This window comes from Mesorhizobium sp. W016 (assembly GCF_054719485.1).
In genome coordinates this window covers 1,101,981-1,128,218 of sequence record NZ_JBTTIF010000002.1, presented here as the reverse complement: position 1 = coordinate 1,128,218, position 26,238 = coordinate 1,101,981, and the positions used below count along the sequence as shown (strand labels likewise).

Here is a 26,238-nt window from a genome sequence, read left to right as displayed (position 1 = left end):
ATGATTTCAGGTCTGTTCGACCCGAAATCTGAATCCGTCTCTAAATCAAAGAAGTAGAGCATGATGTCGTCCGAAAACCGCTTCACACTTTTCGGCATCATGCTCTAGCCTGCAATCAGATCGGGCAATTGCAGCATGTCCGCGAATATAAAGTCCGGTTCACTCGACGCAAGCCGCGCTTTCAAGGCCGGGTTGCCGGCGTGCGAACCGCCGGTGAAAGCAAAGACGCGCATGCCGGCCGCACGCGCCGCTGATATGCCAGCCGGGCTGTCCTCGATTACGATGCAATTACCGGGATGCGCGCCCATGGCGGCGGCGGCATGGAGAAAAAGATCCGGCGCCGGCTTGCCGCGCGCGACCATGGCGGCGCTGAACAGATGCGGCTCGAGCAGGCCGAGCAGACCGGTGACGTCGAGCGCGTAGCGTATCCGGTCGAGCGTGCCGGAGGACGCGACGCAGCAGGGCACGCCCAGCCTCGGCAGGATGTCGCTGATGCCGGGAATCGGCTTCAGCTCCTCGCGGAATTTGCGCATCAGCTCGACGCGCATATCGGTCAGGTGCACGTCGGTGATGTCGATGGTGAAATCGCGAAGAAGTATCTCGCGCACGCTCTTCATGCTCTTGCCGAGGAAATGCTCGTAGGCCGCATCCTCGCTGACCGAGCCCCCGGCGGCAGAGATCATGCCGAGCAGAGCCGAAACCGACAGCGCCTCGCTGTCGACCAGCACGCCGTCACAGTCGAAGATGACCAGTTCGGGCGTCATTGCGGCTGGCGTCAGAGCTTGCCGGAGATGTAGCGCGTCAGCGTCGCGCGCGTGCCATTCGCCCACAAGACGTTGAGCGCATGGGCAAAGGCCTCGGCGAACGCCGCCGAGCGGCCGACATCGCCATAGATGTCCTCCATCGCAAGCCAGGCGCCGGGCGCATCCTTCGCCGCCTTGGCGGTTGCCTGCAGCCGGTCCCAGCTGGGATCGTTGGCTTCGATGTCGGCGCCGCTGTCGGTGGTGCCGAAGCAATAGCGGCACCACAGCGCCGATTCCAGCGCGAGACCCGCAACGCTCTTCCCGGCTTTCAGCCGGTCGGCGATGGTCGGGATGATGAATTTCGGCTGCCGGTTGGAACCGTCGAGGCAAAGCCGGCGGATGGTGTCGCCGATCTTCGGGTTGGAAAAGCGGTGCTCGATGAGCTGGTAATAATCCTCCAGCACGGTGTCCGGCACCGGCGGCACGGTCGGGATGATCTCGTCATGCTCGAGCTTGGCGAGGAAGCCGCGCACCAGCGGCTCCTGCATCGCCTCATGGACGAAATGGATGTCCATCAACCCTGCGGGATAAGCGATCGTGGCATGACCGCCATTGAGGATGCGGATCTTCATCAGCTCATAGGGCGCGACATCCCTCACGAATTGCACACCGACCTTTTCCAGCGGCGGGCGGCCGTCGGTGAAATGATCCTCCAGCACCCATTGCCTGAACGGCTCGCAGAACACCGGCCAGTTGTCCTCAAGGCCGAACTCGGTGGCGAGAATGCCGCGCTCGCGGTCGGAGGTGGCGGGGGTGATGCGGTCGACCATGCCGTTGGGAAAGGCGACATTGTCGCTGACCCAGTTTGCCAGATCCTCATCGATCAGCCGGGCGAGGCCGATGACGCCATCCGAGGTGACATGGCCATTGTGAGGGATGTTGTCGCAGGACATGACGGTGAACGGCACGATGCCGTCGGCCCGGCGGCGTATCAGGCCCGCAAGGATGAGGCCGAACACCGTCTTCGGCGTCGTGCCTGCCTGTGCGTCGGCGACGATGTCGGGGTGGGTCGGGTTGAACTTGCCGGAGGCCGGATCGATGAAATAACCGCCTTCCGTGATGGTCAGCGAGACGATCTTGATCGCCGGATCGGCGAGCTGGTCGATGATGGCATCGGCATCGCCGGGCGTCAGGAAGTCGATCATAACGCCGGTGACGCGGGCGCTCATATGGTCGGAATCCTGCTCGACCACGGTGGTCAGCCAGTCCTGCTCCTGCAGCTTGGAACGGCCGATTTTTTCGCCCTCGAAGACCCCGGCGCCGACCAGCGCCCAGTCATGGCCGATGCCTGAATTGAAGAGATCGTCGAGGTAGACCGCCTGATGCGAGCGATGGAAATTGCCGACGCCGAAATGGACGATACCGGGTTTGAGCCTGGAGCGATCATATCTGGGACCGGCGACCTCGGCGGGGAGTTCCGAGAGGATCGAGGAGGAGAGTTTCACGGTCATTTTTTTACCCTTTTGGCCGGGCTGCGGCCTTCGTGATCCCGGCCCATCAACTCATCCATTGGCCGCCATCGACATTGTAGGTCTGGGCGACGATGTATTCGGCGTCGTCGCTGGCCAGGAAGACCGCCATGCCGGTCAGGTCCTCCGGCTTGCCCATGCGGCCATAGGGCACGCCCTCGCCGACCAGCCGCTTCTTCTCGCCCTTCGGCCGGTTCTCATATTTGGCAAACAGCGCATCGACCTCATCCCACATATCGCTGTCGACGACGCCGGGCGCGATGCCATTGACGTTGATGCGGTGCTTGATCAGGTCGAGCCCGGCGGACTGGGTCAGCGAAATCACCGCGGCCTTGGTGGCGCAATAGACGGCGACCAGCGGCTCGCCGCGCCGTCCTGCCTGGCTGGCGATGTTGATGATCTTGCCGCCCTTGCCCCTTGCGATCATCGAACGCGCCGCTGCCTGCAGCATGAACAAAGTGCCGGCGACGTTGACGGAGAACAATTTGTCATAGCTCGCTTCGGTGATCTCGACGATCGGCGCCAGGTCGAACAAGGCAGCATTGTTGATCAGTATGTCGAGGCCGCCGGTCTTTTCGACCGCCTTGACCGCCGCCTGGATCGAAGCAAGGTCGCTGACGTCGAGCCTGACCGGATAGGCGTTGGCGCCAATCTCGGCGGCCGTGTTTTCGGCAGCCGCCAGATTGATGTCGGCAATGGCCACCGTGGCACCCTCGCGCGTATAGGCTTCGGCAAAAGCCCTGCCGATGCCGCGCGCGGATCCGGTGATCAGCGCCGATTTGCCTTTCAGTCTCACTGCGTCAGCGCCTTTCCGTCGGGGCCGAAGCGATGCATGCGGACCTTGTCCGGCGTCAAATAGATGGTGTCGCCGTGGCGTACGGCCAGTTCGCCATCGGCGCGTACCGTCAGCGGACCGACGCCGTCGGCCTGGACATGCAGGAAGGTGTCGGAGCCCAGATGCTCGGCGACGCCGACAAGGGCTTTCCAGTCACCCGCGGTGGTCGATATCCCCATATGCTCAGGACGAATGCCGATGGTCTTGGCGTTGTATTTGGCCGCCGGCGCACCTTCGATCAGGTTCATTTTCGGCGAACCGATGAAGCCCGCCACGAACAGGTTCTTCGGCGACTTGTAGAGTTCCATCGGCGAGCCGACCTGTTCGATGTTGCCGGCGTTGAGCACGACGATTTTGTCGGCCATGGTCATGGCTTCGATCTGGTCGTGGGTGACGTAGACCATCGTCGTCTTGAGCTGATGGTGCAGCTCGCTGATTTCGAGCCGCATGGTGCCGCGCAGTGCGGCATCGAGGTTGGACAGCGGCTCGTCGAATAGGAATGCCGAGGGCTGGCGCACGATGGCGCGGCCGATGGCGACGCGTTGCCGCTGGCCGCCAGAGAGCTGGCCGGGCCGGCGTTCGAGATAGTTGGTGAGGTTGAGGACCCGGGCTGCGTCCTTCACCTTCTTGTCGATCGTCGCCACATCCTCGCCCGCCATCTTCAGCGGGAAGCCGATGTTCTTGGCCACCGTCATATGCGGATAGAGCGCATAGGACTGGAATACCATGGCCAGCTTGCGCTTGGCCGGCGCCTCGCCGGTGACGTCACGGCCATCGATGTTGATGGTGCCCCCGCTGGTGTCCTCGAGCCCGGCGATGAGGCGCAGCAACGTGGACTTGCCGCAACCCGACGGCCCGACGAAGACGACGAACTCGCCATTCTCGATGACCAGGTCGAGGCCTGGAATGATGACCGTCGATCCGAAATGCTTGGAGACGTTCTTGAGCGTGATGTTTCCCATGGTTTCCTCCCCGAGGGGTTATTTGGCCGGATTGCTTCAGGCAACGTCCGTTATTTTACCGCACCGAAGGTCAGCCCGCGCACCAGCTGCTTCTGGCTGAACCAGCCCATGATCAGGATGGGCGCGATGGCCAGCGTCGATGCCGCCGAAAGCTTGGCCCAGAACAGGCCTTGCGGGCTTGAGAACGAACTGATGAAGGCCGTCAGCGGCGCCGCCTCGGTGGTGGTCAGGCGGATGGTCCAGAACGCTTCGTTCCACGCCAGGATGATGTTGAGCAGCATGGTCGAGGCGATGCCCGGCACGGCCATGGGGGTCAGCACATAGACGATCTCGCCCCACAGGGTGGCGCCGTCCATGCGTGCCGCTTCCAGGATCTCGCCGGGGATTTCGCGGAAGTAGGTGTAGAGCATCCAGATCACGATCGGCAGGTTGATCAGCATCAGCATGATCATCAGGCCGATGCGGCTGTCGAGCAGTCCGGCATCGCGGAAGATGAGGTAGATCGGGAACAGCACCGCAACCGCCGGCATCATCTTGGTGGAGAGCATCCACATCAGGATGTCCTTGGTCCACTTGCCCGGCGAGAAGGCCATCGACCAGGCGGCCGGAACCGCGACGATCAGGGCCAGGATGGTCGAGCCGACCGAGAGCAGCACCGAGTTGAAGAAGAACTTGAAGTAGCCGCTCTGCGCCTGGACCTCGGTATAGCTCTCGAACGTCCCCGACGGGATCAGCGCGAAGCCCTGGATGGCCTCCTGCTCCGACTTGAACGAGGTGATGATCGTGTAGAGGATCGGGAAGAAGATCAGCAGCGCGACGATCCAGGCGGCGCCTGTCGCAATGACCTTGTGTTGGGTGGTGACTGCACGTGCCATCGTATCCTCCCTTACTTGTCCAGGTTCTTGCCGACCGCGCGCATGGCGAAGAAGGCGACGATGTTGGCGAGAATGACGGCGATGACACCGCCGGCCGATGCCTGGCCGATTTTGAACTCCAGCAATGCCTTCTGGTAGACGAGGAAGGGCAGGTTGGTGGAGGCATAGCCGGGTCCGCCATTGGTGGTGACCAGGATCTCGGCATAGACCGACAGCAGGAAGATGGTCTGGATCAGGATGACGACGGTGATGGCGCGCGACATGTGCGGCAGCGTCAGATAGATGAAGCGGCTGACGAAGCCGGCGCCGTCCATCTCGGCGGCTTCCTTCTGCTCGCCGTCGAGCGACTGCAATGCGGTCAGCAGGATCAGCGTGGCGAAGGGAAGCCATTGCCAGGCGACGATGATGATGATGGCCAGCATCGGATGCTGCCCGAACCAGTCGATCGGTTGAGCCCCGAAGAAGCGCGCAATGTCGGCAAAGACGCCGTATTGCGGGTGCATGATCATGTTCTTCCAGACAAGTGCAGCCACCGGCGGCATGACGAAGAACGGAGAGATGACGAGGATGCGGACGATCCCCTGTCCCCACATCGGCTGATCGATCAACAGCGCCAGCATGATGCCTCCGATGACGGTGATCAGCAGCACGCTGCCCACCAGGACCAGCGTGTTGAGGATCGACTGCAGGAATGCCGGGTTGGAATAGAACAGCGAGTAATTCGAGAACCAGACAAACCCGTCGCGGATCGGATTGAGCGGATTGTACTGCTGGAAGGAGAACCAGATCGTGAGTGCCAGCGGCACGATCATCCAGACGAACAGCAGCACCACGGATGGCGCCAACATAAAGCGGGCAAGCGAACGGGTCTGCTGAGTAGCCATGACGGTCACCCTTCAAGGTCAGCCAAATTTTCAGGTGTGTGAAAGGGGCCGCCCGAACTGGGATTCGGGCGGCCGTTGCCGGCCAAGGAGGCGGCCGGCATTCGGCACCGGGAGGAGCCTTACTTGATATAACCGCCTTCGGTCATGGTCGCGGTGGCGGCGTCCTGCGCCTGCTTGAGCGCGTCGTCTACGCTGGTCTGGCCGGCGAGCGCCGCCGAGAACAGCTGGCCAACGGTTGTGCCGAGGCCCTGGAACTCAGGAATGGCGACGAACTGCACACCGACATAGGGCACCGGCTTGACGGTCGGATGCGTCGGGTCGGCGGCATTGATCGAGTCCAGCGTCATCTTGGCGAACGGAGCCGCCTTCTGATACTCGGCATTGGCGTAGAGCGAGGAGCGCGTGCCTGGAGGAACGTTGGCCCAGCCTTCCTTCGAAGCAACCAGTTCTGCGTAGTGCTTGCTGGTCGCCCAGGAGACGAACTTCTGTGCGGCGTCTCCCTTCTGCGTGCCGGCCGGGATGGCCAGCGACCAGGCCCACAGCCAGTTGCCGCGCTTGCCCAGACCATTGTCGGGGGCCAGTGCGTAGCCGACCTTGTCCGCGACGGTCGAGTTCTTCGGGTCGGAGACGAAGGAGGCGGCGACGGTGGCGTCGATCCACATGCCGCACTTGCCCTGCTGGAACAGCGCCAGGTTTTCGTTGAAGCCGTTGGACGAGGCGCCCTCGGGACCGTCGGCCTTCATCAGGTCGACATAGAACTGCAGCGTGTTCTTCCATTCCGGCTGGTCGAATTGCGGCTTCCAGTTCTCGTCGAACCAGCGGGCGCCGAAGGAGTTCGACATGGCGGTGAGGAAGGCCATGTTCTCGCCCCAGCCGGCCTTGCCGCGCAGGCAAACGCCGTTCACGCCATTGGCGCGGTCGGTCATCTTGTCGGCGGCCTGCTTGATGAAGTCCCAGGTCGGGGCGTCGGGCATCTTCAGCCCGGCCTTCTCGATCAAGTCCTTGCGGTACATGACGAAGGAGCTTTCGCCGTAGAAGGGCGCGGCATAGAGCTTGCCGTCGACCGACAGGCCGCCGGCGATGGCCGGGATGATGTCCTTGGCGTCATAGTCGTCGCCGAGCTTGTCGAGCGGCAACAGCCAGCTCTGCTTGGCCCAGATCGGAACCTCGTAGGTGCCGATGGTCATGACGTCGTACTGACCGCCCTTGGTGGCGATGTCGGTGGTGACGCGCTCGCGCAGCACGTTCTCTTCGAGGGTGACCCAGTTGAGCGTGATGTCGGGGTTTGCCTTGGTGAAGTCGTCCGTCAGCTTCTGCATGCGGACCATATCGCCATTGTTGACGGTGGCGATGGTGATGGATTCGGCGTGCGCGGCGAAAGCGAGAGCGCTGGCCGACAACAGGCCCAAAGTGAGCGTGCGCAGTTTCATCAAATTCCTCCCATGAACCAAGATGAGCATTTGCCTTGGTACTGAGCAATTACTCACCCGGCCTTAATTATGTCAAGCCGGATTCGATGCTGCAGCGCAGCACACAAGGCGGCGCGCGGCGCAGAGCGCGTAGAGAATATTGAATGGATTTGGGAAGCTGTTTGCACGGGATGTGAGAGCGGGTTGATGCCGACCCATCGCAACCCAATCGTGGCGCCAAGGGAGCGATAGGGCCCAGCCCGTCAGCCGTGGGACGGGTAGCTTCCGACGGAATATTCGAAAACCCTGCCGTCGCGTGTTTGCTTGGCTCTGGTCAGCACTTCCGTCACCTGGATCCAGCTGGGTTCGTCCTTGCGCAGCCTAACTTCCCGGCCGATTACCTTCACGGCAGCTTGAAACGGCGTAAATGCTTCGATCACGTGCGTCGTGCGCACGGTGTTGTTTTCGATTTCTTCGACGCGATAGACTTTCATCAGCCGGCTGATCGACCCTGTTTCAATCTGCAGACGATTGATCCTGCTCAATTGGGTCGTCACAAGCACAAGCCTATGCCGGGCGAGTGATATCGACAGCGTTTTTGTCAAGCTTGGTTAACCGGGTGGCCCGATCGCAGCTGTTTGTCCGCGAAAGCGAGCATTCGTCGCGGATCCATGGCTCGCTTTGCATCTCGGAATCAATCCGCGAATCGCTCGCCCTCAGGCGCAGGCGATCTCGGCCAGGATCCAGTCCCGGAAGGCTTTTATCTTCGGCACGTTGCGACGCGCCGTCGGGTAGACCAGCCAATAGGCGTGGCCGTCGTCGCCGACTAGGTCGAAGGGCTGGATCAGGCGGCCGGCGGCGAGCTCGGTCTTGAACAATGCGGTGGTCAGGATCGCCACACCATGGCCGGCGATGGCCGCGTTCGCCTCATAGGCCTGCGCGCCCATGCTGGTGCCGGTGCGCCTGGCAAGTTCGTCCGCCGGGACGCCGGCAAGGGCGAACCATTCCCGCCACCAGATGTCGCCGGGATCGAGAATGGGCAGCTTGAACAGGTCGGCGGGTTCGTGGACGCCACCTATGGTGGCAGCGAGTGCCGGGCTCAGCACCGGGGTGAAATCGGCCTTGAACAAAAGATGGGTCTCCACTCCAGGCCACTTGCCGCTGCCGGAGCGGATAGCGATGTCCATGTCCTCGCGGGCAAAATCGATCACCCTGTTCGAGGTATCGACGCGCACCGCCAGCGACGGATGCGCGACCTGGAAGGAGCCGAGGTGCTGCGCCAGCCAGTTCGAGGCGAAGGTCAGCAGCGTCGAGACACACAGCACACCATCGGCGCCCCCACGCGCGGCGGAATAGGCGCTTGAGAGCAGGCTGAACGCCTCGCTGACGGCGGGCGCCAGGCGCTGGCCGGGTTCCGTCAGCACAATCTGTCGCGGCTGGCGCAGGAACAGCGGCGAACCGATGCGCTCTTCCAGAAGCTTGATCTGATAACTGGCGGCGGCCTGCGTCATGCCGAGTTCCTGCGCGGCCTTGGTGAAGGAGAGATGCCGCGCGACGGCTTCGAACACCCTGATGGCCTGCAGCGGCGGCAACTGGGCGAGCTGTGGTGCCTTGAGATCGGGCATAAGCCCTCCTTATGGGTCGTGATCGACGTTTGATTGGCGGCAAGAGGCAATCAGGCCGATATCTGGTGTCAACGATCAATCAAGTTCAAGCATAGCGGAGGCTGAAGATCATGACCACGGTACAGCAAAAGCTCCATTCGACCCCGGCGCAGAGCTGGTTTTCCCTGCTGGTGCATGAATTTTCCCTGCTTGTGCACCGCCGACGCGGCTACGTCGACGTCCGGGAGTTGTCGCCGCATCTGCAGCGCGACATGGGTTTCCTCGATGGAAATGATGTTTGCGGACGGCACAAATAGCAGTGCCGATTTTATCACCAGATCAGGCGCCGTCGAGTAGGGCCGTGGCGGTCCGCTCGTCGGTGATGAGGCCATTGACCAGCCGGCGGTTCACCGCGGCCAGGATGCCCGGCAATTTGCGTTCGCCCATGGCGAGTGCAATGACCAGCGACTTTTCGCGTGACGGCAAGGCTGCCGACGATACCCGGTCGTTGGTGATGCCCTCGATCATGCGGCCTTCCCGGTCGAACACCCAGCCGACGATCTCGGCGACGCCGCCAGCCTTTTGCAAAGCCTTCAGCTCGCTTTCCGAGATAAAACCGTCCTCGTAGAGCGGCGCCTTCGGGCCGAGATCGCCGATGCCGACAAAGGTCACGTCGGCTTCCGCGGCCAGCGCCAGCGTCGGTTGGATCATCGGCTGGGCAAGCAGCATCTCGCGCTCTTCCGGCGACGAGGCGATGACCGGCAGCGGCATCGGGAACGAGCGCGCCTTGACCCGGTCGGCCATGGTGAAGATGACGTTGTAGAAGGCGGCCGAACCGTCGGGCGAGATGTTGCCGGTCAAGGACACAACCTTGTGCTGCGAGCATTCCATCGGCGGCAATTGCTCGATCGCCGCCTTCAGCGTGCGGCCGGTGCCGATGGCCAAGACGATGGGCGTCGGTGACCGCAGCCGCCGCTCGATCTCGGCCGCGGCCGCCTCGGCAATGCCGATCGTGGTCGAGGATGAGGTCGGATCGCTCGGCACCACTTCGACCAGGTCGAGCGCGAAGCGCGACTTCAGCCTTGCGGCAAGGTCGAGGCAATTGGCGATCGGGTGGTCGACCCGCACCTTGATCAGCCCCTCCGACACCGCCAGCGACACCAGCCGCTGCGCCGTCTGCCGGGAAATGCCGAGCGTGGCGGCGATCTGGTCCTGGGTGTTGCCGGCAACATAATAAAGCCAGCCGGCGCGCGCTGCCTCGTCCAGCCTGCTGCTGCCGCCATCTTGTCGCGAATTCAAAATGTGCCTCCAGCCCTGCCCCTTGGCGCGCCCTTGGGCGAAGCGTCATAGTCTTGCAGGGAATGTGTCGGCGCGCAATTGTCTATCGGCAGGGCAATTGCTTGCTGCTTCGATCCGGCCGCCGCGCGGCAACCAACCCAGCGAAAATCGCCAGCGGACGGGCTCGGCGGTTTATCTCCTGATACAAACGCTTTAAGGGGATCGGCAAAGGAGCCTCGCATGACGCCGAAAGCGGTTTTCTGGGATATGGACGGCACGCTGGTCGACAGCGAGCCGCTGCATGAGGCGGCCTTGGTGGCGGCGCTGCGCAGCGTCGGTATCACGCCGCCGGCCGACCTGCATGAGCGGGTGCTGGGCGTCGCCGCCGCACCGGTCTACGAGATGCTGCGCAGCGAGTTCGGCCTCGACCTGCCCTTCGACGACTGGATCGTGCGCAAATACGATCACTACATGCCGATGGCCGAGACGCTGAAGCCGCGCCCCGGCGCGATCGAAGTGTTCAACGAGTTGCGCGCGCTCGGCGTGCAGCAGGCGGTGGTGTCCAATTCCGACCGGGTGATCGTCGATGCAAATCTGAGCGCCGTCGGCCTGATCTATCCCGGCATGCGCACGATCAGCCGAAACGACGTGCGCGAAGGCAAGCCGCATCCCGAACCGTTCCTGCGCGCCGCATGGCTGGCCGGCGTCGATCCTTCAGACGCGGTGGCCGTCGACGACAGCGTTACCGGCGCCACATCAGGCCTGGCCGCGGGGATGCGGACGATCTTCTGGCCGGAAGCGCCGATGGCAGGACCGAAGGGCGCTGTCGTGATCAACAGTGCGGAAGAGTTGCGGGCTCAGTTGGGACTCTGAGTGAGCCTATGAACGTCGGCGCTGCCCCTCATCCTCCCTTCAGCTTGGCCATGCATTGTCTAATGTTGCGCTGGTCGACCCCCACTCCGTCTCGGCTTCGCCGAGCCAAGCTTTTTGCCGTCAAACGCTCGTCCAGAAAGCTCCCTTCCTTTCCCTCCGGAGGAGGGAAAGGTGGCGCTGCGAAGCAGCGACGGATTGGGGGAACCACCTGGCAACCAAGCCTTACGCCGATCAGTCATAACAAATCACAGAAGGTGAGTGCGTAGCGTAAACGGGAGAAGCACGGATGGTCGCTTAGCTCCGGTACACCGGCTCCTCCTCGTCGAGGATCGCCTTCAGCTCGGCGAGATGACGCTCCGCCTGGCCGGGATAGTCGTCCATCTCGCTGGCGGCCTTTTCGGCAATGGCGTCGGAGAGCGTGCGCAGAGGCCGGCCGGTCCACAGCGCCTTGATGTAGGTCTCTGCGGCGCGCTCGAAATAGAACATGCGGTTGAAGGCGTCGGCAACGGTGTCGCCGATGACCATGACGCCGTGATTGCCCATCACCATCACCTTGACCTTAGGGTCGGTGAGCAGTTGCGAGCAGCGCTCGCCTTCCTCCTCGAAGGCCAGCCCGCCATAGTGGGCATCGACGACGTGGCGGTTGAAGAACATGGCCGAGTTCTGGTCGATCGGCGGCAGAGTCGAGTCGGCCAGCGACGCAAGCACAGTGGCATGAATGGAATGCACATGCATGGCGCAGCGCGCATGCGGCACGTTGCGGTGAATGGCGCCGTGCAGACCCCAGGCGGTCGGGTCGGGCGCATTCGGGCCGGACAATGTCTCGGGATCGTTGGCGTCGATCAGCAAAAGGTCGCTCGCCTTGATGCGCGAGAAATGCACCTGGTTGGGGTTCATCAGGAATTTGCTGCCGGCCTCGTTGACCGACAGCGAGAAGTGGTTGGCCACGGCTTCATGCATGTTGAGCCGCGCCGTCCAGCGGAAGGCGGCGGCAAGGTCGACGCGCTCCTCATAATAGGGCAGGTTGGTCAGCGGCTCTTTCTGCAAACGGGCGATGCTCATCAAAAAATCCTCCATTTCCCCGAGAATGCCGCGCCCAATGCCGACCAGCAACCGGTAAGTACTGGGTCAGGCCGCCGAGCGAGCCGACTGCAGCCCGCCATGTTCGACGATGAAGTCGATGACTTCCTGCAGGCCCTTGCCGCGCGACAGGTCGGTGAAACCGAACGGGCGCTTGCCGCGCATGCGGGCGGCATCGCTCTCCATGACATCGAGGTTGACGTTCACATAGGGCGCCAGATCGCTCTTGTTGATGACCAGGAAATCGGAACGGGTGATCGCCGGCCCGCCCTTCCTGGGGATTTCCTCGCCCTGGCAGACCGAGATGACATAGAGGGTCAGGTCGGCGAGGTCGGGCGAGAAGGTGGCGGCAAGATTGTCGCCGCCGGATTCGATGAAGACGATGTCGAGGTCGGGGAATTTCCTGTTCAGTCCGGCGATCGCCTGCAAATTGATCGAGGCGTCCTCACGGATGGCGGTGTGCGGGCAGCCGCCGGTCTCCACGCCGACGATGCGGTCCTCAGGCAGCGCCTGCAGGCGGGCCAGCATCATGGCGTCTTCCTTGGTGTAGATGTCGTTGGTGACGACGGCGATGGAGAAATCGTCGCGCAGCGCCTTGCAGAGCTTTTCGGTGAGCGTCGTCTTGCCGGAGCCGACGGGACCGCCGATGCCGATACGCAGGGGACCGTTGGCCTGAGTCATAGCGAAAAATCCGTCATGCCGAAAACTCCGTGATGGCGAGGATGGCGAAGCTGAGCCCGATCAACAGGCAGAGCGGCGAATAGAAGCTGACATCGAGCCGCGCAAAAGGCTGTTCCGGCGCCAGACGGCGCCACCACGGCGTGAAGCCGGCAATGCCGCGGCCGAGGAAGACCAGCCCTATGAGCAGCGCTGTGGCGGCAAGGCCTTCCCTTGGAAAGGGGGTGGCGAAGACCCCGGTCAGCGCCAGCGGCCACAGGGTTGCGAGGCACAGGCACGCGGCAACGGCGAGACAGGCAAACGGCGTCGGCATCTCGTCGACGCCGCGAAAGCCGACGACGGCGTGGGCGCAGGAGACGCCGTCCCTGCCCGGCCAGATGCCGCCAAGGCCCCCAATAGACATGCAGCGCGGTGATCAGCAGCAGGACGGCCGAGAGGGCGAAGGCGAGGACGATCATGAGCGGAACAGCCTGGAATACTGCGTCTCGTGCTTCATCGCCATGATGTCGGAGATGAAGGCGCAGCCGCCGAGATCGTCCAATGTCGAGCCGGCGGCGCGCGCGGCCGTCGACAGCGCCAACGGCTCGAAGCCGGCGAGCAAGGCCATAGCGTCCGTCTGGCCGACGATTCCGAGTCGGATCGCCGCCTGGACGAGGTTGGAGAAGAAGGCCTGCAGGAAGGCCGACATCGCGTCCTGAAGCGCGATGCCGTTGCCGCCGGCAACGGCGCCGACGGCGACACAGTAGGCGCATTCGGCCGGCAGGCGGCCCAACACCGGATTCGCCCAAGCCGCTGCCGCTTTCAGGAAGGCGGCGCCTTGCAGCATGGTTTCGGTGTGACGCTCACGCGAGCCGGCCAGCGCTTCGGCGAGATCGGCAATTTCATGGAGATCGCCGCCGTCGCGGGCGCGGCGCCAGGCTTCCGTGAAGAGCACGGCGTCGTTCCAGCCCGAGCCCATCTCGACCAGCGTCTCCAGCCAGAAGGCGAGGCTGGCGGTATCGGCAACCAGCCCGTCTTGCCCGGCGCGTTCGAGGCCATGGCTGTAGGCAAAGCCGCCGACCGGAAAGGCCGGCGACAGCCACGCCATGAGCCGCAGCAAAGCGATGCCGGATGGCTGGTCAGTCATGATCGTGATGGTGCCCGTCATGGGAATGGCTGTGCGAATGCGACTCGCTGTGTGCGTGGGAACGTCCATCATGGGAATGCGCTTCGGCGTGCGCATGCGCATGGCCATGATCGTGACCATGCGCACCTTGGGCGGAATAGGCGCCGCGCACCGGCTTGAACGGTTCGGAGACTTCGCGGACCGTGGCGCCCAGCCCTTCCAGCATAGCCTTGATGACATGGTCGCGCAGGATCAGGATGCGGCCGGGCTCGATCGCTGCCGCCAGATGGCGGTTGCCGATATGCCAGGCAAGCTCCGTCAGATGCACCGCATCGCGGGCGCGGATATCATAGACCTCTTCGGGTGCCGCGGTGATCTCGACCTGGCCGCCATCCTCCAGCACCAGCCGGTCGCCATCGTTCAAGGTCACGGGCTCGGGCAGATCGACCAGCACCTTGCTGCCGTCGGCAAGCTCAATGGCGCGGCGGCGCAAATGACGCTCGTCATGGGGCAGGACGGCACGGCCGGATGGCGGCGTAGTTCCGGCAGTGCCGGCAGGCACCACCGAGACGGCCCGGGGGAACTTGGTGAAGTCGGTGTTCAGGTTGAGTTTCATCGCATGGCGCCACCGTTAGCCTGGGCTCTCGCACGGGCAGGCCGCGCCAGGACGCGGTCGAAATACGCGTTGACGCGCTCGGATTCGATCGGAAATTTTCCGGCGCGGGCCCAGCCGCCCATGTCGCCCAACAGCACGTCGACGGCGGAAAACCGGTCGCCCAGCGCAAACTCCCGATCCCCCAGCCGGCCGTCGAGCGCCTTGGCCTCCGAGGCGAAATCGTAGGCGGCGGCGGGGCCGACATCGACCCGCACGTCCTTCGGCAACAGGAAGCGGTGGCGCAGCTTGTTCCACAGCGGCGCTTCGAACTCGGACTGGGCAAAATGCATCCAGGAATCCATTTCGGCGCGTCCGGCCACACCTGGATTGGCGCCCATGCCTTTGTCGGCGTGCTTGTCGGCGAGATAGACGCAGATTGCCGCCGAATCAGTCACCGTCAGTTCGCCATCGATCAGGATCGGCACCTTGCCCGACGGGTTGAGCGCATAGGCTTCGGGCGAACGCAATTTGACCTCGACGAATTCATAGGGCTGCCCGAGTTCCTCGAGCATCCACAGAACGCGGCTGACGCGGGATCCACGCGATCCGATGGCCTTGTACATGGTTGAACCCTCTTTCCTGCGACCCTAAACCATAGCCACTGTTCAGACGATGGTGTCGAAGAGCCGCAGGATGAACGATATCTGATAGATCAGCGTGCCGGCGACGAATGCGATGTGGAAGCGGCGGTCACGCACCAGTATGGCGGCGATGCACAACACCACGAAAACCGGCGTTCGGAACAGATATTCATTGCCGTAGCGGGCGAAATGCTCGGGACCCTTCAGCAGCGTGTCGACGACGTCGAGCAGATAGGTCGTCGCCAGCAGGCCGAAGAACCAGCCACGGCGTGAATAGAAGAAATCCTCGTAGCTGGTGTAGTCGAGCATCGAATCCGGAAACAGCAGCGCGCACAGCAGGAACAGCGTGATGGCGTAGAAGATCAGGAACAGGTACTTGCCGAAAGTCCAGACCTCTATGGTGTAGAGGCCGAACTCCCACCACCAGAAATGCACCAGCAGCAACAGCATGGAGGCGACCCAGCCGAGGTGCACGGGATAGAGCCTGTACTGGCCGGGATGCTGGACGATTCGCGCCACCCCCGACAGCAGGCGAGCGACGCCAAGTCCGATCACCATGCCCATGACGATGCGGATATGCGGGAAGATGTCGTGGGCGGAGGCTATTTCGGTGACCATGACCTGCTACGCGGTTCTTTGAGCCGCATATTGCGGTGGGACCGACCGGGTCGCAACGGAATTTGCCGGGTCGATCAAATCGCCCCTCGCCTCAAAACAGGAAATACCGCTGCGCCATCGGTAGCACGCTTGCCGGCTCGCAGGTCAGTAGCTCGCCATCGGCGCGCACCTCGTAAGTCTCCGGGTCGACTTCGACATGCGGCGTAGCGTCGTTGAGCACCATCGAATGCTTGCCGATGCCGCCACGGGTGTTTTCCACGGCCACGAACTGCTTGTCGACGCCGAGCCGGCCATGCAGGCCTGAGTCCAGAGCCGCCTTGGAAACGAACGTCACCGACGAGTTGGTCCTGGCCTTGCCATAGGCGCCGAACATCGGGCGGTAGTGCATCGGCTGCGGTGTCGGGATAGAGGCGTTTGGGTCGCCCATCGGGGCTGCGGCTATCATGCCGCCGATCAGCACCATGTCCGGTTTGACGCCGAAGAAGGCTGGGTTCCACAGCACCAGATCGGCGCGCTTGCCGACCGCGATCGAACCGATGTCCCTGGACAGGCCATGCGCGATGGCCGGGTTGATGGTGTATTTGGCGATGTAGCGGCGGACGCGGAAATTGTCGTTGTTGCCGGTCTCCTGCGGCAATGACCCGCGCTGGCGCTTCATCTTGTCGGCGGTCTGCCAGGTGCGGATCGCCACCTCGCCGACACGGCCCATGGCCTGCGAGTCCGACGAGATGATCGAGAAGGCGCCGATATCGTGCAGAATGTCTTCCGCCGCGATGGTCTCCTTGCGGATGCGGCTTTCGGCAAAGGCGATGTCTTCAGGGATCGACGGCGACAGATGGTGGCAGACCATCAGCATGTCGAGATGCTCGGCCAGCGTGTTGACGGTGTAGGGCCGGGTCGGGTTGGTCGAAGACGGAATGACGTTGGGCAAGCCGCAGACCTTGATGATATCGGGCGCATGGCCGCCGCCGGCACCCTCGGTGTGGAAGGCGTGGATGGTGCGGCCCTTGATGGCGGCGACGGTGTTCTCGACAAAGCCGGATTCGTTCAGCGTATCGGTGTGGATCATCACCTGCACGTCGTAATCGTCGGCAACCGACAGGCAGCAGTCGATGGCCGCCGGCGTCGTGCCCCAGTCCTCGTGCAGCTTCAGCGAGCAGGCGCCGCCCAGCACCATTTCCTCCAGCGCTGCCGGCAGCGAGGCGTTGCCCTTGCCGGACAGGCCGATGTTCATCGGGAAAGCGTCGAAGGACTGGATCATGCGCGCCATGTGCCAGGGTCCAGGCGTGCAGGTGGTGGCCAGCGTGCCATGCGCCGGGCCGGTGCCGCCGCCGAGCATGGTGGTGATGCCCGACATCAGCGCTTCGTCGATCTGCTGCGGGCAGATGAAGTGGATGTGCGCGTCGAAGCCGCCGGCGGTCAGGATCTTGCCCTCGCCCGCGATGATCTCTGTACCGGGGCCGATGACGATGGTGACGCCGTCCTGCGTGTCGGGATTGCCGGCCTTGCCGATCGCCGCGATGCGGCCGTCCCTGAGACCGATGTCGGCCTTGAAGATGCCGGCCGTGGCATCGACCACCAGCGCGTTGGTGATGACCGTGTCGACCGCGCCGCCGGCGCGCGACACCTGGCTCTGGCCCATGCCGTCGCGGATGACCTTGCCGCCGCCGAATTTCACCTCCTCGCCATGGACGGTGAGGTCCTTTTCGACCTCGATAAACAGCTCGGTGTCGGCCAAGCGCACTCTGTCGCCGACCGTCGCGCCATACATCTGCGCGTAGGCGGCGCGGGTAATTCTAGCCATCAGTCAATGCTCCCCAAACGAGAGGCCGGCCGCAGCCGAACTCCACATCGTCGCCATCCAATGGTCATGCAATGACCCGCCCGGCGACACCTTCTGATCCCATTTGGCCGTTGAGGTGGCCGTGCCACCCCAAACCGCCCGTTTGCCAAACCCTTGGCCAAATCGATGAAAGGAAAATACATGCGCAAAATCATCGTTCTTGCAGCCGCCGCCACGCTGGCCTCCGCAACCGTAGCCGGCGCCCAGCAGCAGCCCACGCCGCAACCGAAGCCGGCAGCGCCCAGCGCTCAGCCGGCGGCGCCGGCGATCCAGAAGGTCAACATCGTCGATATCAGCGAATTGCCCAAAGCCACCCAGACGCAGGTCAATCAGGTGATCGCCCAGCGTGGCGATGCCGGGCTGCAGAAACTGCGCTCTTCGATCGACGCGACGCCGCAGATCAAGTCGGCGCTCGAAGCCAAGGGGCTCACCTCGGCACAGGTGGTCGCCGCCAGCATGACCACCGATGGCGCGCTGACCCTTGTCACCAAGAAGGCAAGCTGAAAGAAGCGCTTGGCGGGCCGGCACCCGGCCCGCCAGCCCACAGGGAACCTTCGCCCGACAGGAGGCGTTTCGTCCCTTTGGCGCCGAACGGCGTTGCACAGAAAAGTCCACCAGGAGCGAGCAATGCCTGTCTTTGCCGACACCAGATGGCTCCAGAGCCTTGCTGCCTGCGCATTTCTCGCAGCTTTCGGCCCGCAAGCCGCGCAAGGTCTTGAAAGCGCTGACGCCGTCAACCGGGCCGACACCGTCAACAGGATCGTCGGCTCCGATGTCCGGCAGGAGGAGGCGCGGACGGAACCACAGACCAACAAGATCATCACCGCGATCGAGCGGACGCGTGAGAACATCGGCGCCGTGCGCAAGACGTCCAAGCTCGATACTGTGGATATCGTCTTCCTCACCGACGCGGCGCGCAGCGAAGGCGGCCCGCCGCCGGCCGTCGAGAGCAAGGTCGAACAGCATCAGGACGACATTGCGGAACTGCGCAAGGAGATCGACGCCAACGCCTTGCTGTTCAACGCCATCGATTCGCGGCGCGTGCTTACGGAAGACGTCCTTGCGGTGGAATTCGACGGCTCGGCAAGAATCGTCATCTACGCGGCGGCCAGGCCGTCGAACTGACCTCAGGGCGCTCGACCCCGTCGATCTCACAGCCTGCCCATGATCTTCTGCTGAAAACCGTAGACCTCGCGTTTTCCTCCGAACGGCACCAGCGTGACGTCCCGCTCTTGTCCCGGTTCGAAGCGCATCGCGGTGCCGGCGGCAATGTCCAGACGCATGCCGCGCGCTTTGTCGCGGTCGAATTTCAACCCCTCATTGGTCTCGAAGAAATGGTAGTGGCTGCCGACCTGGATCGGCCGGTCGCCGCTGTTGGCGACCTTCAGCGTCACCGTCGGCAGCCCCTTGTTGAGCTCGATGTCGCCGCTTGCGGTGATGATTTCGCCGGGAATCATCGTTAGCCTCACAAAACGCCGAAGACCAGGCCGCCGCCGACTGCAGCACAAGCGGCGCCAGCGGCGCGGGCAAGCCCGCGAAAGCGCATGCCGAGGCCAAGGCCGGCAGCGATGCCCATGGCATGGAGAAGTGCGGTGGCAACGGCAAAGCCGGCCATATAGTCAAGTCCACCGGCATTTTCCGGCACTTCGGTGCCGTGGGCATGGCCATGGAACAGCGCGAACAGGCCGATGATGGCGACTCCGGCCGAGACCGGCAGATCGACCGCCAACGCCACCAGCAAGCCAAGCGCGACGACGGAGGCAAGGATGCCCGGTTCGACGAAAGGCACCGGCACGTGGAGCATGCCGAGCGCGCCGCCGACCAGCATGACGCCGACAAAGGCCAGCGGCCAGGCCCAGATTGCCTTGCCGCCCTTGAGCGCCGCCCACAGGCCGACGGCTACCATGACGGTCATATGGTCGAGGCCGGACAGCGGATGCGCGAAGCCCGCCGCGAAGGACGAGGTCGTGCCGATGCCGACATGGGCATAGGCGGGCATCGCCGCCGCCAGCAGCAGGATCGCTGCAAGCGTGGTGCGTTTGGTTGAAGCAGAGATCATCGGTCTTCCCTTCGAAGTCACGAAAACAATCACGCAGCCTTGCGCGGGCCGCAGCCCTCGGCCTTGAGCACGCGTTGGGTCGAGGCCGGATATTTCACCAGTTTCTCCACTGGGCGGATCGGGCGTGCGGAAAAATTGCCGCCGCAGTTCGGGCAGACGCCGCCCAGCACATGTTCAGCGCAGTCAGCGCAGAAGGTGCATTCAAAGGTGCAGATCAGCGCGTCCGCCGCTTCCGGCGGCAGGTCCTTGTCGCAGCATTCGCAATTCGGTCGCAGCTCCAGCATCGTTTTCTCCTCACCTGATCGGTTCGTGAACGGTCACCAGCTTGGTGCCGTCGGGAAAGGTCGCCTCGACCTGCACGTCGTGGATCATCTCGGCGATGCCTTCCATCACCTGCGCGCGGGTGATGACATGGGCGCCGGCCTCCATCAGTTCGGCGACCGGGCGGCCGTCGCGGGCGCCCTCGACGACGAAATCGGTGATCAGCGCGATCGCTTCGGGGTGATTGAGCTTGACGCCGCGTTCCAGCCGCTTGCGCGCCACGATCGCCGCCATGGCGATGAGCAGCTTGTCCTTTTCACGCGGCGTCAGGTTCATGCGCTTTCCTGGATTTGGCCTGTATTTGGCTCAGAGTGACCATAATTTGGGCAGACCCGCCCGCCCGTTGAGCAGTTCGACGAGCGGAACCAGCCGCTTGCGCAGCTGATAGCCGTCCTCGGCAAACAGCCTCGCAAGAAGCTTGCCAGATTTTTTGACGCTCCAGGCGCTGGCATCGCCGTCGGCGCCGACGATGTCGCGGGCCGGATCGAGCAAGGCTTCGGCCTGCGGCGAGACCATCAGCAGCGTCGCAGCGGCAATGGCGCCGCCGGCGACCGCCGGGCGGCCAAGTGCCGCCGCGATAGCCGGCCCGATGCGGAAATCCTCGGCATGAACGAGCGCACCATCCTGGCGGACACGCCAACGGTCGTGGAAATGGCCGTGCGCGGCCTCTTCGCCCATGGCGAGGCGGCCGAATATGGTGGCTTCAAGCAGCAATGCCTCGGCGCCTGCGGCAAGCTCGACCTCGAGCGTGCGGGCAAAGGCCGAGCGGTCGAAGACGATGGTTTCCTGGGGCAGCCAGGCGATACGCCCGCCCGCGCCGACGCTGAGCTTCACCCGAACTTCGGCGCGGTCGCTAGCGGCACGATAGATCTTTTCGCAGGCCTGGGTGGTTATCGAGGCGGAGGCACCTGGCCCGACATCGATTTCCCAGCCGAGCCGATCGCCGCCGGTCAGACCGCCGGCGGTGTTGATGAGCACGGCTTCGAGCGGATCGGCCGCAACGGCCGGCATGCGGATTTTGGCCGAGCCGTCCTGATAGAGGCGCAAAAGCCGGGTGCGTCCATCCCTGACGCCGCACGCAAGCCGGGCCGCCCCGGCCGCGCGCTGGGCCGGAAGAGCTGGGATCAAGACATGCTGCAACGTATCCACGGCGCTAACGTTAAGCACTCCCGGCGCTTTGTCGATATGGTGCTTGTTGATATAGCTTGTTGCTTGACAGCGTTTCCGTTTCTATAGAGGGAGCCTCTTTGGAACGGTCATGCTGCGCCTGGCGGGTTTTTGAAGGCGACGGCGATTTCAGTCCAGGCAACAGGGGCGCCAACCAATCGGCACCGCGACGTTATAAAATTGGGGAAGGAATCGAATGGCTGACGAGCTGGCAACGGAAATCATCGCCAAGATCAGGGCACATGCGGAGCCCGGTGGCGAAGAGATCACCACCAATACGGAATTGACCGCGCTTGGCATCCATTCCCTGGAACTGACCGAGATCATCTTCGATCTCGAGGAGCAGTACGGCATCGAGATCGAGATGAACACGGTCGATGCCTGGAGCAATCTCAAGAATGTCGGCGATATGGTTGAGGCTGTTCGCGCGCTGATTGCGAAAAAAGCCTGAGCTGAATGCAAAAGCGCGTCGTCATTACCGGCATCGGCGGCATATGCGGGCTCGGCGCCAATGCGCCTGCAATCTGGAACGAGATGCGGGCCGGCCGATCGGCCATCGGTCAAATCAGCAATCCCGGTTTGCATGATTTGAAGGTCAAGGTCGGCTGCGAAATCAAGACGCTGCCCGACCATGGCATCAGCCACAAGCAGACCGTGTCGATGGACCGCTTCAGCCTTTTGGCGACGATTGCCGCGCGCGAAGCCATGCAGCATGCCGGCCTGACATCGAATGAAGCAACCACCTACCGGATGGGCGCGGTTGTCGGCGTCGGCGTCTGCGGCTGGGAGGCGATCGAGGAGAACTATCGCGCCATCCTGGTCGACGGCAAGAACCGGGCCGGCATCTTCACCGTGCCGAAAGTGATGCCGAGTGCGGCATCCGGCCATGTCAGCATGAATCTCGGCCTGCGCGGGCCGGTGTTCGGCGTCACTTCGGCCTGCTCCTCGTCCAATCACGCCTTTGCCTCGGCGGTCGACCAGATCCGGCTCGGCCGCGCCGATGTCATGGTCGCCGGCGGCACCGACGCGCCGCTGCTCTGGGGCATCCTGAAAGGCTGGGAAGCCCTGCGGGTGCTGGCGCCCGATACCTGCCGGCCGTTCTCAGCCGATCGCCAGGGCCTGTCGCTCGGCGAAGGTGCTGGAATGGCGGTGCTGGAAACGTATGAACACGCCATGGCGCGCGGCGCTACCATTCTGGCCGAATTTGCCGGAGCCGGCCTTTCCGCCGACGCTTCCGATATCGTCGCGCCGACTGTCGAGGGACCGACGGCGGCGATGCGCGCCTGCCTGGCGGACGCCGGGCTCAATCCCGAGGACGTCGACTATCTCAACGCCCACGGCACCGGCACCAAGGCCAACGACCAGATCGAGACGGCGGCAATCAAGCGCGTCTTCGGCGACCATGCCTATAAGCTGTCGGTGTCGTCGACCAAGTCGATGCATGCCCATTGCCTCGGCGCCTCGGGCGGCCTGGAAATGATCGCCTGCGTGATGGCGATCCGCGAAGGCATCGTGCCGCCGACGGCCAATTTCCGGCAGGCCGACCCCGACTGCGATCTCGACATCACGCCGAATGTGGCGCGCGAGCGCAAGGTGCGCGCGGCGATCAGCAACGGTTTTGCCTTTGGCGGCACCAATGCCGTGGTCGCGTTCAAGGCGGTCTGACGGCAAGCGACTGGCCCCTGAGCGACTGGGCCTGAATGACTGCGAAGACGGTGTCTGCACCGTCGACCGGTTGATCGGCAAAGACGCCGAGGATAATCCTTCGCAACACGCCAGATGGCGCGATACCGCGCCAAATTCCCGACCGGAGCTTTCGATGACCGACCTGTCCGCCTTTCCGATCACCAAGCGCTGGCCGGCCAGCCACCCCGACCGCCTGCAGCTCTATTCCGCGACGACGCCGAATGGCGTGAAAGTCTCGATCGCGCTGGAAGAACTCGGCCTGCCCTACGAGGCGCATCTGGTGGATATCGGCAAGGACCAGAGCTGGACGCAGGAATTCCTGTCGCTGAACCCGAACGGCAAGATACCCGCGATCATCGACCCCGACGGTCCGGGCGGCAAGCCGCTCGGCCTGTTCGAATCCGGCGCCATCCTGCTCTACCTCACCGACAAGACCGGCAAGCTGATCCCGGTCGATCCGGCGCGGCGCTACGAGACCATCCAATGGGTGTTCTTCCAGATGGCGGCGATCGGGCCGATTTTCGGACAGGTCGGGTTTTTCAACAAATTCGCCGGACGCGAGATCGCCGACAAGCGGCCGCTGGATCGCTACCGCAATGAATCGCGGCGGCTGATCGGGGTGCTGGAGACGCGGCTGAAGGGTCGAACCTGGATCATGGACGACGACTATACCATCGCCGACATTTCGATGCTGGGCTGGGTGCGTAATCTGATCGGCTTCTACGAGGCGCGCGAACTCGTCGGCTTCGACGACTTCCCCACCGTCGCGGCATGGCTGGAGCGCGGGCTGGCGCGGCCCGCGGTGCAGCGCGGCCTGACCATTCCCGCCAGGAATTAACCTCGGCCGGCCGAAGCAACCAGGTCTATTTCGCCTTGGCCTTGCTTTTCGAGCCGCCCTTGCCGATGACGGACGCAGCGAGCGACGCGGCGCCCCTGGCTGTCGCCGCCACCGCACCAGCGGCGACATTGGCGGTCGCCTTGACCGTGCGCATGGCCCCGCCGGCCATCGAGCCGCGGCTTGCCGGCTTCTTGGGTTTGGCGGTTTTCACCGCCACCTTCGCCGTCGCGACCGGTTCTACCTTCTTTGGCGCCGCTTTGCCGAAAGCCGGCTTTGCGTCCTTGGACCGCTCGGCGATCGCCGGGCCGGCGCCTGCCTTGGCCTGCGTGGCCTTTGCCTGCCTGGCTTTGGGTTGAGCGGTCTTGCTCTTGGCGGGTGTTTTTGCCTTGGTTGCCATCTGACGGTTCCCTCACGGCGGCACGATTGCCGATGAGAGATAACGACCTGAAAGTCTTAAGGTTCCCGTTCCGAAGTCCAGCGAACTATGCGGGATCGCCAACAACCAGGTCGGCGGACCTGCGACGGCCGAGCACGCGATCGATGTTGGGCATGTCGTTGGAAGCGATCCAGGCGCGGGCGTCTTCGTCGGAGCGGCCATGCTCGTGCCAGCGCACCAGAAGGCGGCGCTCGAGTTCGGCCCGCGGCACATCGACAAAGATGGTGAAGTCGAACAGCGGCGCCAGCCGCGACCACGGCTCCTCGTCAAGCAGGAGGTAATTGCCTTCGACCAGGATGAACTTGGTCTCGGCGGCAACGATGGAGGCGGCGGCGCGCGACAATTCCATGCTGCGGTCGAACACCGGAATGGCGATGTCTGGCTCGCCCGAACGGATGCGCTTCAACAGCGTCTCGAAGCCGGCGAAGTCGAAAGTCTCCGGCGCGCCCTTTCTTGGCCGCAGGCCGCGCTGGTCGAGCACGATGTCGTCATAGTGGAAGCCGTCCATCGGCACGACTTCAGCCGCGCCCTCCGGCAGCAGATCATGCAGCCCGGCCGAGAGCGTCGACTTGCCGGCGCCGGGCGGGCCGGCAATGGCGACGATGAAGCGTTTCGCCTTGCCGGCGCGCTTGAAGATGGTGGCGGCGAGATGGGCGATTTCGGACATTGGGCGCTTCCAGCTATGCTTTGCATCTTGTCGGCAGTTTGAGGAAATTTCAAACCGCGATTTGGGCAATCTCACGACATCCGCCACGTCAGCGCCGCCCCTCGTCGCCCTGCCGGTGTCCAGCCGATAGATGGGTAACACTTCTCCCCCTATGCGTCCGCCGCAGCGCCAAGCAGATTGGTTGGCGCGGCGGTGCGGCGGACAAGCTCCATGTGCCGTGTGTCGAGGATGCCGGCAGGCAGGTGAGGGGCAGGGCCAGCGTTCGAAAATCAGCCGGGCTGGCCGATCCGCAGGAAATCGCTGTCGAACCTGACATCGCGGGTCGAACCATCGGCTCCGGTGAGACGCATGTGACCTGAGGCTGTCCCGATATCGCGCGGCGGCTCGCCGTTTGCCTGCGGCAGCGCGCCGATGACATGGCGGAAGGAGACTTCGCCGCCGAGGGTAAAAGCGGTCGCGACCCCTTCGCGCTTCAGCCAATTGTCGTCGATCGATGCGGCATGGCCGATGGCGGCGCGGCCGTCCTCGATGCCGAGCACGCCGCGATGGCGGCTGCTCCACGGCGCGTAGTCGCGGCCGCCATTGCTGAACCACAGCATGGTGACCGGAAGCTCCGCCGGGTTCTTCAGCACCAGCACCAGATCCTGTTCGGCCCGGCGCGCCAGCGCCGTCCAGCCCGGACCGTCATGATCGGCTTCGACCAGGGTGATGAAATCCTCGCGCTCATCCTCCATGCGGTAGTCGGTGAGATCGAGCGTGCCGCCGCCAGTGGCTGGAAAGCGCGTCAGATCGGTCGAGCGGGCGGGATAGGAAAGCTTGAAGCGACCGCGGGCCGGATCGGGCTCCAGCGGTGCGTCCAGTGTCCCGGCAAAGCGCTTCGGCGAGAAGGCGAGCCGGCCGCCATCGCGCATCGCCGCCATCGGATGGTGGGCGGCGGAGACCGCGCCGGAACCGCCGGAAAAGACATGCTCCTGATAGAGAAAGGGATGACTGTTGCGGAGCGTGAAGATCTTGTCGACCGTCGCGCCCATCACCGTGCGGCGCAACCGGAAGACGGCTCGCCAGCCGTCGGATGTCGCTTCGCTGGCGGTGACATCCCAGGCGCTGTTGGCCGGCCAGCCATGCAGCGGTGCGGCCTCGATGTCGCTGGCCGAAAACGGTGCGCATAGGAAATCGCCAGACAGCCGCACCGTGCCTTGAGGCAGATCCGGCGGCAGCGTCTCGCCGGCATCGATCCAGGGCGCGCGGTGCAGCGGCTTCAGCTGGCGGCCATCGCTGTCGACCGTCATGTCGGCGATATGGCCGACAGTGAGATCGAGCGTGACCGAAATGCCCTTTGCCTTGATCGTGACCGTATCCATCCGCGCACCTGCTGATTCTGATGGCAGCGAACAAACCCGCTCCGTGACGGATGCGCAAGCACAGCGACCGGCATTTTGCATCAGGGCGATTTTTACCCTCCCCCTTGTGGGGAGGGTCGGCGAGCGCTCGACGCGAAGCGGAGATTGTTCG

32 protein-coding genes and 1 pseudogene are annotated in these 26,238 nt (G+C 63.7%); 7 read left to right on the top strand and 26 right to left on the bottom strand.

All coding sequences use genetic code 11. The features are described 5' to 3' along the window. Positions 1-104: 104 nt before the first annotated feature. From ACYG9V_RS06035 to ACYG9V_RS05995, 9 genes are all read right to left on the bottom strand, one after another. A complete protein-coding gene (locus ACYG9V_RS06035; protein WP_352764797.1) occupies positions 105-764 on the bottom strand; it encodes an HAD family hydrolase in 660 nt (219 codons plus the stop codon). A gap of 11 nt (positions 765-775) precedes the next feature. Further along, positions 776-2,254, bottom strand: coding sequence for a mannitol dehydrogenase family protein (locus ACYG9V_RS06030; RefSeq protein ID WP_352764796.1), 1,479 nt, complete (start codon positions 2,252-2,254; stop codon positions 776-778). Between the two features lie 46 nt (positions 2,255-2,300). Continuing rightward, on the bottom strand, positions 2,301-3,068 hold the full coding sequence (locus ACYG9V_RS06025) for an L-iditol 2-dehydrogenase (RefSeq protein WP_352764795.1): 768 nt from the start codon (positions 3,066-3,068) through the stop codon (positions 2,301-2,303). After that, positions 3,065-4,069, bottom strand: coding sequence for an ABC transporter ATP-binding protein (locus ACYG9V_RS06020; protein ID WP_023689168.1), 1,005 nt, complete (start codon positions 4,067-4,069; stop codon positions 3,065-3,067). The genes ACYG9V_RS06025 and ACYG9V_RS06020 overlap by 4 nt, the downstream gene beginning before the upstream one ends. 50 nt (positions 4,070-4,119) lie before the next feature. Continuing rightward, positions 4,120-4,944, bottom strand: a complete 825-nt coding sequence (locus ACYG9V_RS06015; RefSeq protein ID WP_023671250.1) for a carbohydrate ABC transporter permease — start codon at positions 4,942-4,944, stop codon at positions 4,120-4,122. Between the two features lie 11 nt (positions 4,945-4,955). Further along, positions 4,956-5,828, bottom strand: coding sequence for a carbohydrate ABC transporter permease (locus ACYG9V_RS06010; protein WP_023671249.1), 873 nt, complete (start codon positions 5,826-5,828; stop codon positions 4,956-4,958). A gap of 119 nt (positions 5,829-5,947) precedes the next feature. Beyond that, entirely contained in the window at positions 5,948-7,258 is a 1,311-nt protein-coding gene (locus tag ACYG9V_RS06005; RefSeq protein ID WP_352764794.1) for an ABC transporter substrate-binding protein, read from the bottom strand. A 242-nt stretch (positions 7,259-7,500) separates the two neighbouring features. Beyond that, entirely contained in the window at positions 7,501-7,842 is a 342-nt protein-coding gene (locus ACYG9V_RS06000) for a hypothetical protein (protein ID WP_155921639.1), read from the bottom strand. Between the two features lie 111 nt (positions 7,843-7,953). Next, a complete protein-coding gene (locus ACYG9V_RS05995) occupies positions 7,954-8,862 on the bottom strand; it encodes a LysR substrate-binding domain-containing protein (protein ID WP_023671245.1) in 909 nt (302 codons plus the stop codon). Between the two features lie 110 nt (positions 8,863-8,972). Here ACYG9V_RS05995 and ACYG9V_RS05990 point away from each other — a divergent pair, with 110 nt between their 5' ends. Further along, positions 8,973-9,158 (top strand): hypothetical protein, encoded by a 186-nt coding sequence (locus ACYG9V_RS05990; protein ID WP_023689164.1) that lies wholly within the window; start codon positions 8,973-8,975, stop codon positions 9,156-9,158. 22 nt (positions 9,159-9,180) lie between these two features. On the opposite strand, the gene ACYG9V_RS05985 is transcribed toward ACYG9V_RS05990, so the two are convergent. Continuing rightward, positions 9,181-10,140, bottom strand: a complete 960-nt coding sequence (locus tag ACYG9V_RS05985) for a sugar-binding transcriptional regulator (protein WP_023689163.1) — start codon at positions 10,138-10,140, stop codon at positions 9,181-9,183. A 219-nt stretch (positions 10,141-10,359) separates the two neighbouring features. On the opposite strand from ACYG9V_RS05985, the gene ACYG9V_RS05980 reads away from it, so the two are divergent. Next, complete coding sequence (locus ACYG9V_RS05980) at positions 10,360-10,992, top strand: HAD family hydrolase (protein WP_023671242.1); 633 nt, start codon at positions 10,360-10,362, stop codon at positions 10,990-10,992. A gap of 294 nt (positions 10,993-11,286) precedes the next feature. Here the strand turns inward: ACYG9V_RS05980 and ACYG9V_RS05975 are convergent, their stop codons facing one another. The 8 genes and pseudogenes from ACYG9V_RS05975 to ureC all read right to left on the bottom strand — a co-directional run bounded on the left by ACYG9V_RS05975 (position 11,287) and on the right by ureC (position 17,513). Further along, positions 11,287-12,054, bottom strand: coding sequence for a class II aldolase and adducin N-terminal domain-containing protein (locus ACYG9V_RS05975; RefSeq protein ID WP_352519360.1), 768 nt, complete (start codon positions 12,052-12,054; stop codon positions 11,287-11,289). A 66-nt stretch (positions 12,055-12,120) separates the two neighbouring features. Then, positions 12,121-12,753, bottom strand: coding sequence for an urease accessory protein UreG (gene ureG, locus ACYG9V_RS05970; protein WP_023671240.1), 633 nt, complete (start codon positions 12,751-12,753; stop codon positions 12,121-12,123). 13 nt (positions 12,754-12,766) lie between these two features. Then, a pseudogene (locus ACYG9V_RS05965) lies at positions 12,767-13,208 on the bottom strand (DUF3995 domain-containing protein). Further along, the gene (locus ACYG9V_RS05960; RefSeq protein ID WP_023683598.1) at positions 13,205-13,876 is read right to left on the bottom strand and encodes an urease accessory protein UreF; all 672 of its coding nucleotides are present in this window, start codon (positions 13,874-13,876) and stop codon (positions 13,205-13,207) included. Before ACYG9V_RS05960 ends, ACYG9V_RS05965 begins: the two are co-directional and overlap by 4 nt. After that, positions 13,869-14,471 (bottom strand): urease accessory protein UreE, encoded by a 603-nt coding sequence (gene ureE / locus ACYG9V_RS05955; RefSeq protein ID WP_023683599.1) that lies wholly within the window; start codon positions 14,469-14,471, stop codon positions 13,869-13,871. The genes ACYG9V_RS05960 and ureE overlap by 8 nt, the downstream gene beginning before the upstream one ends. Continuing rightward, positions 14,468-15,073, bottom strand: coding sequence for a glutathione S-transferase family protein (locus ACYG9V_RS05950; protein WP_023683600.1), 606 nt, complete (start codon positions 15,071-15,073; stop codon positions 14,468-14,470). The genes ureE and ACYG9V_RS05950 overlap by 4 nt, the downstream gene beginning before the upstream one ends. 42 nt (positions 15,074-15,115) lie before the next feature. After that, positions 15,116-15,709, bottom strand: coding sequence for a hypothetical protein (locus ACYG9V_RS05945; RefSeq protein WP_023683601.1), 594 nt, complete (start codon positions 15,707-15,709; stop codon positions 15,116-15,118). A 91-nt stretch (positions 15,710-15,800) separates the two neighbouring features. After that, positions 15,801-17,513, bottom strand: a complete 1,713-nt coding sequence (gene ureC, locus ACYG9V_RS05940) for an urease subunit alpha (RefSeq protein WP_031193890.1) — start codon at positions 17,511-17,513, stop codon at positions 15,801-15,803. A gap of 180 nt (positions 17,514-17,693) precedes the next feature. Here ureC and ACYG9V_RS05935 point away from each other — a divergent pair, with 180 nt between their 5' ends. Together ACYG9V_RS05935 and ACYG9V_RS05930 are read left to right on the top strand one after the other, a co-directional pair. Continuing rightward, positions 17,694-18,056 carry a hypothetical protein gene (locus ACYG9V_RS05935; RefSeq protein ID WP_023671233.1) on the top strand — a complete coding sequence of 121 codons (363 nt, stop codon included), beginning with the start codon at positions 17,694-17,696 and terminating at the stop codon, positions 18,054-18,056. Between the two features lie 123 nt (positions 18,057-18,179). After that, a complete protein-coding gene (locus ACYG9V_RS05930; RefSeq protein WP_023671232.1) occupies positions 18,180-18,677 on the top strand; it encodes a hypothetical protein in 498 nt (165 codons plus the stop codon). Positions 18,678-18,703: 26 nt separating this feature from the next. Here ACYG9V_RS05930 and ACYG9V_RS05925 read toward each other — a convergent pair whose 3' ends face one another. From ACYG9V_RS05925 to ACYG9V_RS05905, 5 genes are read right to left on the bottom strand one after another with little or no spacing between them, the layout of a single operon-like run. After that, positions 18,704-19,009 (bottom strand): urease subunit beta, encoded by a 306-nt coding sequence (locus tag ACYG9V_RS05925; RefSeq protein ID WP_023671231.1) that lies wholly within the window; start codon positions 19,007-19,009, stop codon positions 18,704-18,706. A gap of 8 nt (positions 19,010-19,017) precedes the next feature. Then, positions 19,018-19,611, bottom strand: a complete 594-nt coding sequence (locus tag ACYG9V_RS05920) for a HupE/UreJ family protein (protein WP_023671230.1) — start codon at positions 19,609-19,611, stop codon at positions 19,018-19,020. Positions 19,612-19,640: 29 nt separating this feature from the next. Next, positions 19,641-19,895, bottom strand: a complete 255-nt coding sequence (locus ACYG9V_RS05915; protein WP_023671229.1) for a DUF1272 domain-containing protein — start codon at positions 19,893-19,895, stop codon at positions 19,641-19,643. Positions 19,896-19,905: 10 nt separating this feature from the next. Beyond that, entirely contained in the window at positions 19,906-20,208 is a 303-nt protein-coding gene (locus tag ACYG9V_RS05910) for an urease subunit gamma (RefSeq protein WP_023671228.1), read from the bottom strand. Positions 20,209-20,238: 30 nt separating this feature from the next. Beyond that, positions 20,239-21,060 carry an urease accessory protein UreD gene (locus ACYG9V_RS05905; protein ID WP_081726189.1) on the bottom strand — a complete coding sequence of 274 codons (822 nt, stop codon included), beginning with the start codon at positions 21,058-21,060 and terminating at the stop codon, positions 20,239-20,241. 235 nt (positions 21,061-21,295) lie between these two features. Here ACYG9V_RS05905 and ACYG9V_RS05900 point away from each other — a divergent pair, with 235 nt between their 5' ends. The 3 genes from ACYG9V_RS05900 to ACYG9V_RS05890 all read left to right on the top strand — a co-directional run bounded on the left by ACYG9V_RS05900 (position 21,296) and on the right by ACYG9V_RS05890 (position 23,623). Continuing rightward, on the top strand, positions 21,296-21,550 hold the full coding sequence (locus tag ACYG9V_RS05900; RefSeq protein ID WP_023671226.1) for an acyl carrier protein: 255 nt from the start codon (positions 21,296-21,298) through the stop codon (positions 21,548-21,550). A gap of 5 nt (positions 21,551-21,555) precedes the next feature. Continuing rightward, positions 21,556-22,764, top strand: a complete 1,209-nt coding sequence (locus ACYG9V_RS05895) for a beta-ketoacyl-[acyl-carrier-protein] synthase family protein (protein WP_023683604.1) — start codon at positions 21,556-21,558, stop codon at positions 22,762-22,764. A gap of 154 nt (positions 22,765-22,918) precedes the next feature. Beyond that, positions 22,919-23,623 (top strand): glutathione S-transferase family protein, encoded by a 705-nt coding sequence (locus ACYG9V_RS05890; RefSeq protein ID WP_023711377.1) that lies wholly within the window; start codon positions 22,919-22,921, stop codon positions 23,621-23,623. 25 nt (positions 23,624-23,648) lie between these two features. Here the strand turns inward: ACYG9V_RS05890 and ACYG9V_RS05885 are convergent, their stop codons facing one another. The 3 genes from ACYG9V_RS05885 to ACYG9V_RS05875 form a co-directional block, all read right to left on the bottom strand. Then, entirely contained in the window at positions 23,649-24,020 is a 372-nt protein-coding gene (locus ACYG9V_RS05885; RefSeq protein ID WP_023711378.1) for a hypothetical protein, read from the bottom strand. 85 nt (positions 24,021-24,105) lie between these two features. Then, complete coding sequence (locus tag ACYG9V_RS05880) at positions 24,106-24,726, bottom strand: nucleoside triphosphate hydrolase (protein WP_023689152.1); 621 nt, start codon at positions 24,724-24,726, stop codon at positions 24,106-24,108. A gap of 269 nt (positions 24,727-24,995) precedes the next feature. Next, positions 24,996-26,087, bottom strand: a complete 1,092-nt coding sequence (locus tag ACYG9V_RS05875; protein ID WP_352656503.1) for a hypothetical protein — start codon at positions 26,085-26,087, stop codon at positions 24,996-24,998. Positions 26,088-26,238 lie beyond the last annotated feature (151 nt).

What these genes read in the sequence shown, in the direction of transcription:
- ureC (WP_031193890.1), bottom strand. Translation starts at nt 17,513, where the DNA reads ATGGCTAGAATTACCCGCGCCGCCTACGCGCAGATGTATGGCGCGACG.
- ACYG9V_RS05880 (WP_023689152.1), bottom strand. Translation starts at nt 24,726, where the DNA reads ATGTCCGAAATCGCCCATCTCGCCGCCACCATCTTCAAGCGCGCCGGC.
- ACYG9V_RS05935 (WP_023671233.1), top strand. Translation starts at nt 17,694, where the DNA reads ATGCGCAAAATCATCGTTCTTGCAGCCGCCGCCACGCTGGCCTCCGCA.
- ACYG9V_RS06030 (WP_352764796.1), bottom strand. Translation starts at nt 2,254, where the DNA reads ATGACCGTGAAACTCTCCTCCTCGATCCTCTCGGAACTCCCCGCCGAG.
- ACYG9V_RS05925 (WP_023671231.1), bottom strand. Translation starts at nt 19,009, where the DNA reads ATGATTCCCGGCGAAATCATCACCGCAAGCGGCGACATCGAGCTCAAC.
- ACYG9V_RS05950 (WP_023683600.1), bottom strand. Translation starts at nt 15,073, where the DNA reads ATGTACAAGGCCATCGGATCGCGTGGATCCCGCGTCAGCCGCGTTCTG.
- ureG (WP_023671240.1), bottom strand. Translation starts at nt 12,753, where the DNA reads ATGACTCAGGCCAACGGTCCCCTGCGTATCGGCATCGGCGGTCCCGTC.
- ACYG9V_RS06020 (WP_023689168.1), bottom strand. Translation starts at nt 4,069, where the DNA reads ATGGGAAACATCACGCTCAAGAACGTCTCCAAGCATTTCGGATCGACG.
- ACYG9V_RS06005 (WP_352764794.1), bottom strand. Translation starts at nt 7,258, where the DNA reads ATGAAACTGCGCACGCTCACTTTGGGCCTGTTGTCGGCCAGCGCTCTC.
- ACYG9V_RS05975 (WP_352519360.1), bottom strand. Translation starts at nt 12,054, where the DNA reads ATGAGCATCGCCCGTTTGCAGAAAGAGCCGCTGACCAACCTGCCCTAT.
- ACYG9V_RS05960 (WP_023683598.1), bottom strand. Translation starts at nt 13,876, where the DNA reads ATGACTGACCAGCCATCCGGCATCGCTTTGCTGCGGCTCATGGCGTGG.
- ACYG9V_RS05895 (WP_023683604.1), top strand. Translation starts at nt 21,556, where the DNA reads ATGCAAAAGCGCGTCGTCATTACCGGCATCGGCGGCATATGCGGGCTC.
- ACYG9V_RS05890 (WP_023711377.1), top strand. Translation starts at nt 22,919, where the DNA reads ATGACCGACCTGTCCGCCTTTCCGATCACCAAGCGCTGGCCGGCCAGC.
- ACYG9V_RS05980 (WP_023671242.1), top strand. Translation starts at nt 10,360, where the DNA reads ATGACGCCGAAAGCGGTTTTCTGGGATATGGACGGCACGCTGGTCGAC.
- ACYG9V_RS05995 (WP_023671245.1), bottom strand. Translation starts at nt 8,862, where the DNA reads ATGCCCGATCTCAAGGCACCACAGCTCGCCCAGTTGCCGCCGCTGCAG.
- ACYG9V_RS06015 (WP_023671250.1), bottom strand. Translation starts at nt 4,944, where the DNA reads ATGGCACGTGCAGTCACCACCCAACACAAGGTCATTGCGACAGGCGCC.
- ACYG9V_RS05875 (WP_352656503.1), bottom strand. Translation starts at nt 26,087, where the DNA reads ATGGATACGGTCACGATCAAGGCAAAGGGCATTTCGGTCACGCTCGAT.
- ACYG9V_RS05990 (WP_023689164.1), top strand. Translation starts at nt 8,973, where the DNA reads ATGACCACGGTACAGCAAAAGCTCCATTCGACCCCGGCGCAGAGCTGG.
- ACYG9V_RS06010 (WP_023671249.1), bottom strand. Translation starts at nt 5,828, where the DNA reads ATGGCTACTCAGCAGACCCGTTCGCTTGCCCGCTTTATGTTGGCGCCA.
- ACYG9V_RS05900 (WP_023671226.1), top strand. Translation starts at nt 21,296, where the DNA reads ATGGCTGACGAGCTGGCAACGGAAATCATCGCCAAGATCAGGGCACAT.
- ureE (WP_023683599.1), bottom strand. Translation starts at nt 14,471, where the DNA reads ATGAAACTCAACCTGAACACCGACTTCACCAAGTTCCCCCGGGCCGTC.
- ACYG9V_RS05915 (WP_023671229.1), bottom strand. Translation starts at nt 19,895, where the DNA reads ATGCTGGAGCTGCGACCGAATTGCGAATGCTGCGACAAGGACCTGCCG.
- ACYG9V_RS05920 (WP_023671230.1), bottom strand. Translation starts at nt 19,611, where the DNA reads ATGATCTCTGCTTCAACCAAACGCACCACGCTTGCAGCGATCCTGCTG.
- ACYG9V_RS05945 (WP_023683601.1), bottom strand. Translation starts at nt 15,709, where the DNA reads ATGGTCACCGAAATAGCCTCCGCCCACGACATCTTCCCGCATATCCGC.
- ACYG9V_RS05930 (WP_023671232.1), top strand. Translation starts at nt 18,180, where the DNA reads ATGCCTGTCTTTGCCGACACCAGATGGCTCCAGAGCCTTGCTGCCTGC.
- ACYG9V_RS06035 (WP_352764797.1), bottom strand. Translation starts at nt 764, where the DNA reads ATGACGCCCGAACTGGTCATCTTCGACTGTGACGGCGTGCTGGTCGAC.
- ACYG9V_RS05885 (WP_023711378.1), bottom strand. Translation starts at nt 24,020, where the DNA reads ATGGCAACCAAGGCAAAAACACCCGCCAAGAGCAAGACCGCTCAACCC.
- ACYG9V_RS05910 (WP_023671228.1), bottom strand. Translation starts at nt 20,208, where the DNA reads ATGAACCTGACGCCGCGTGAAAAGGACAAGCTGCTCATCGCCATGGCG.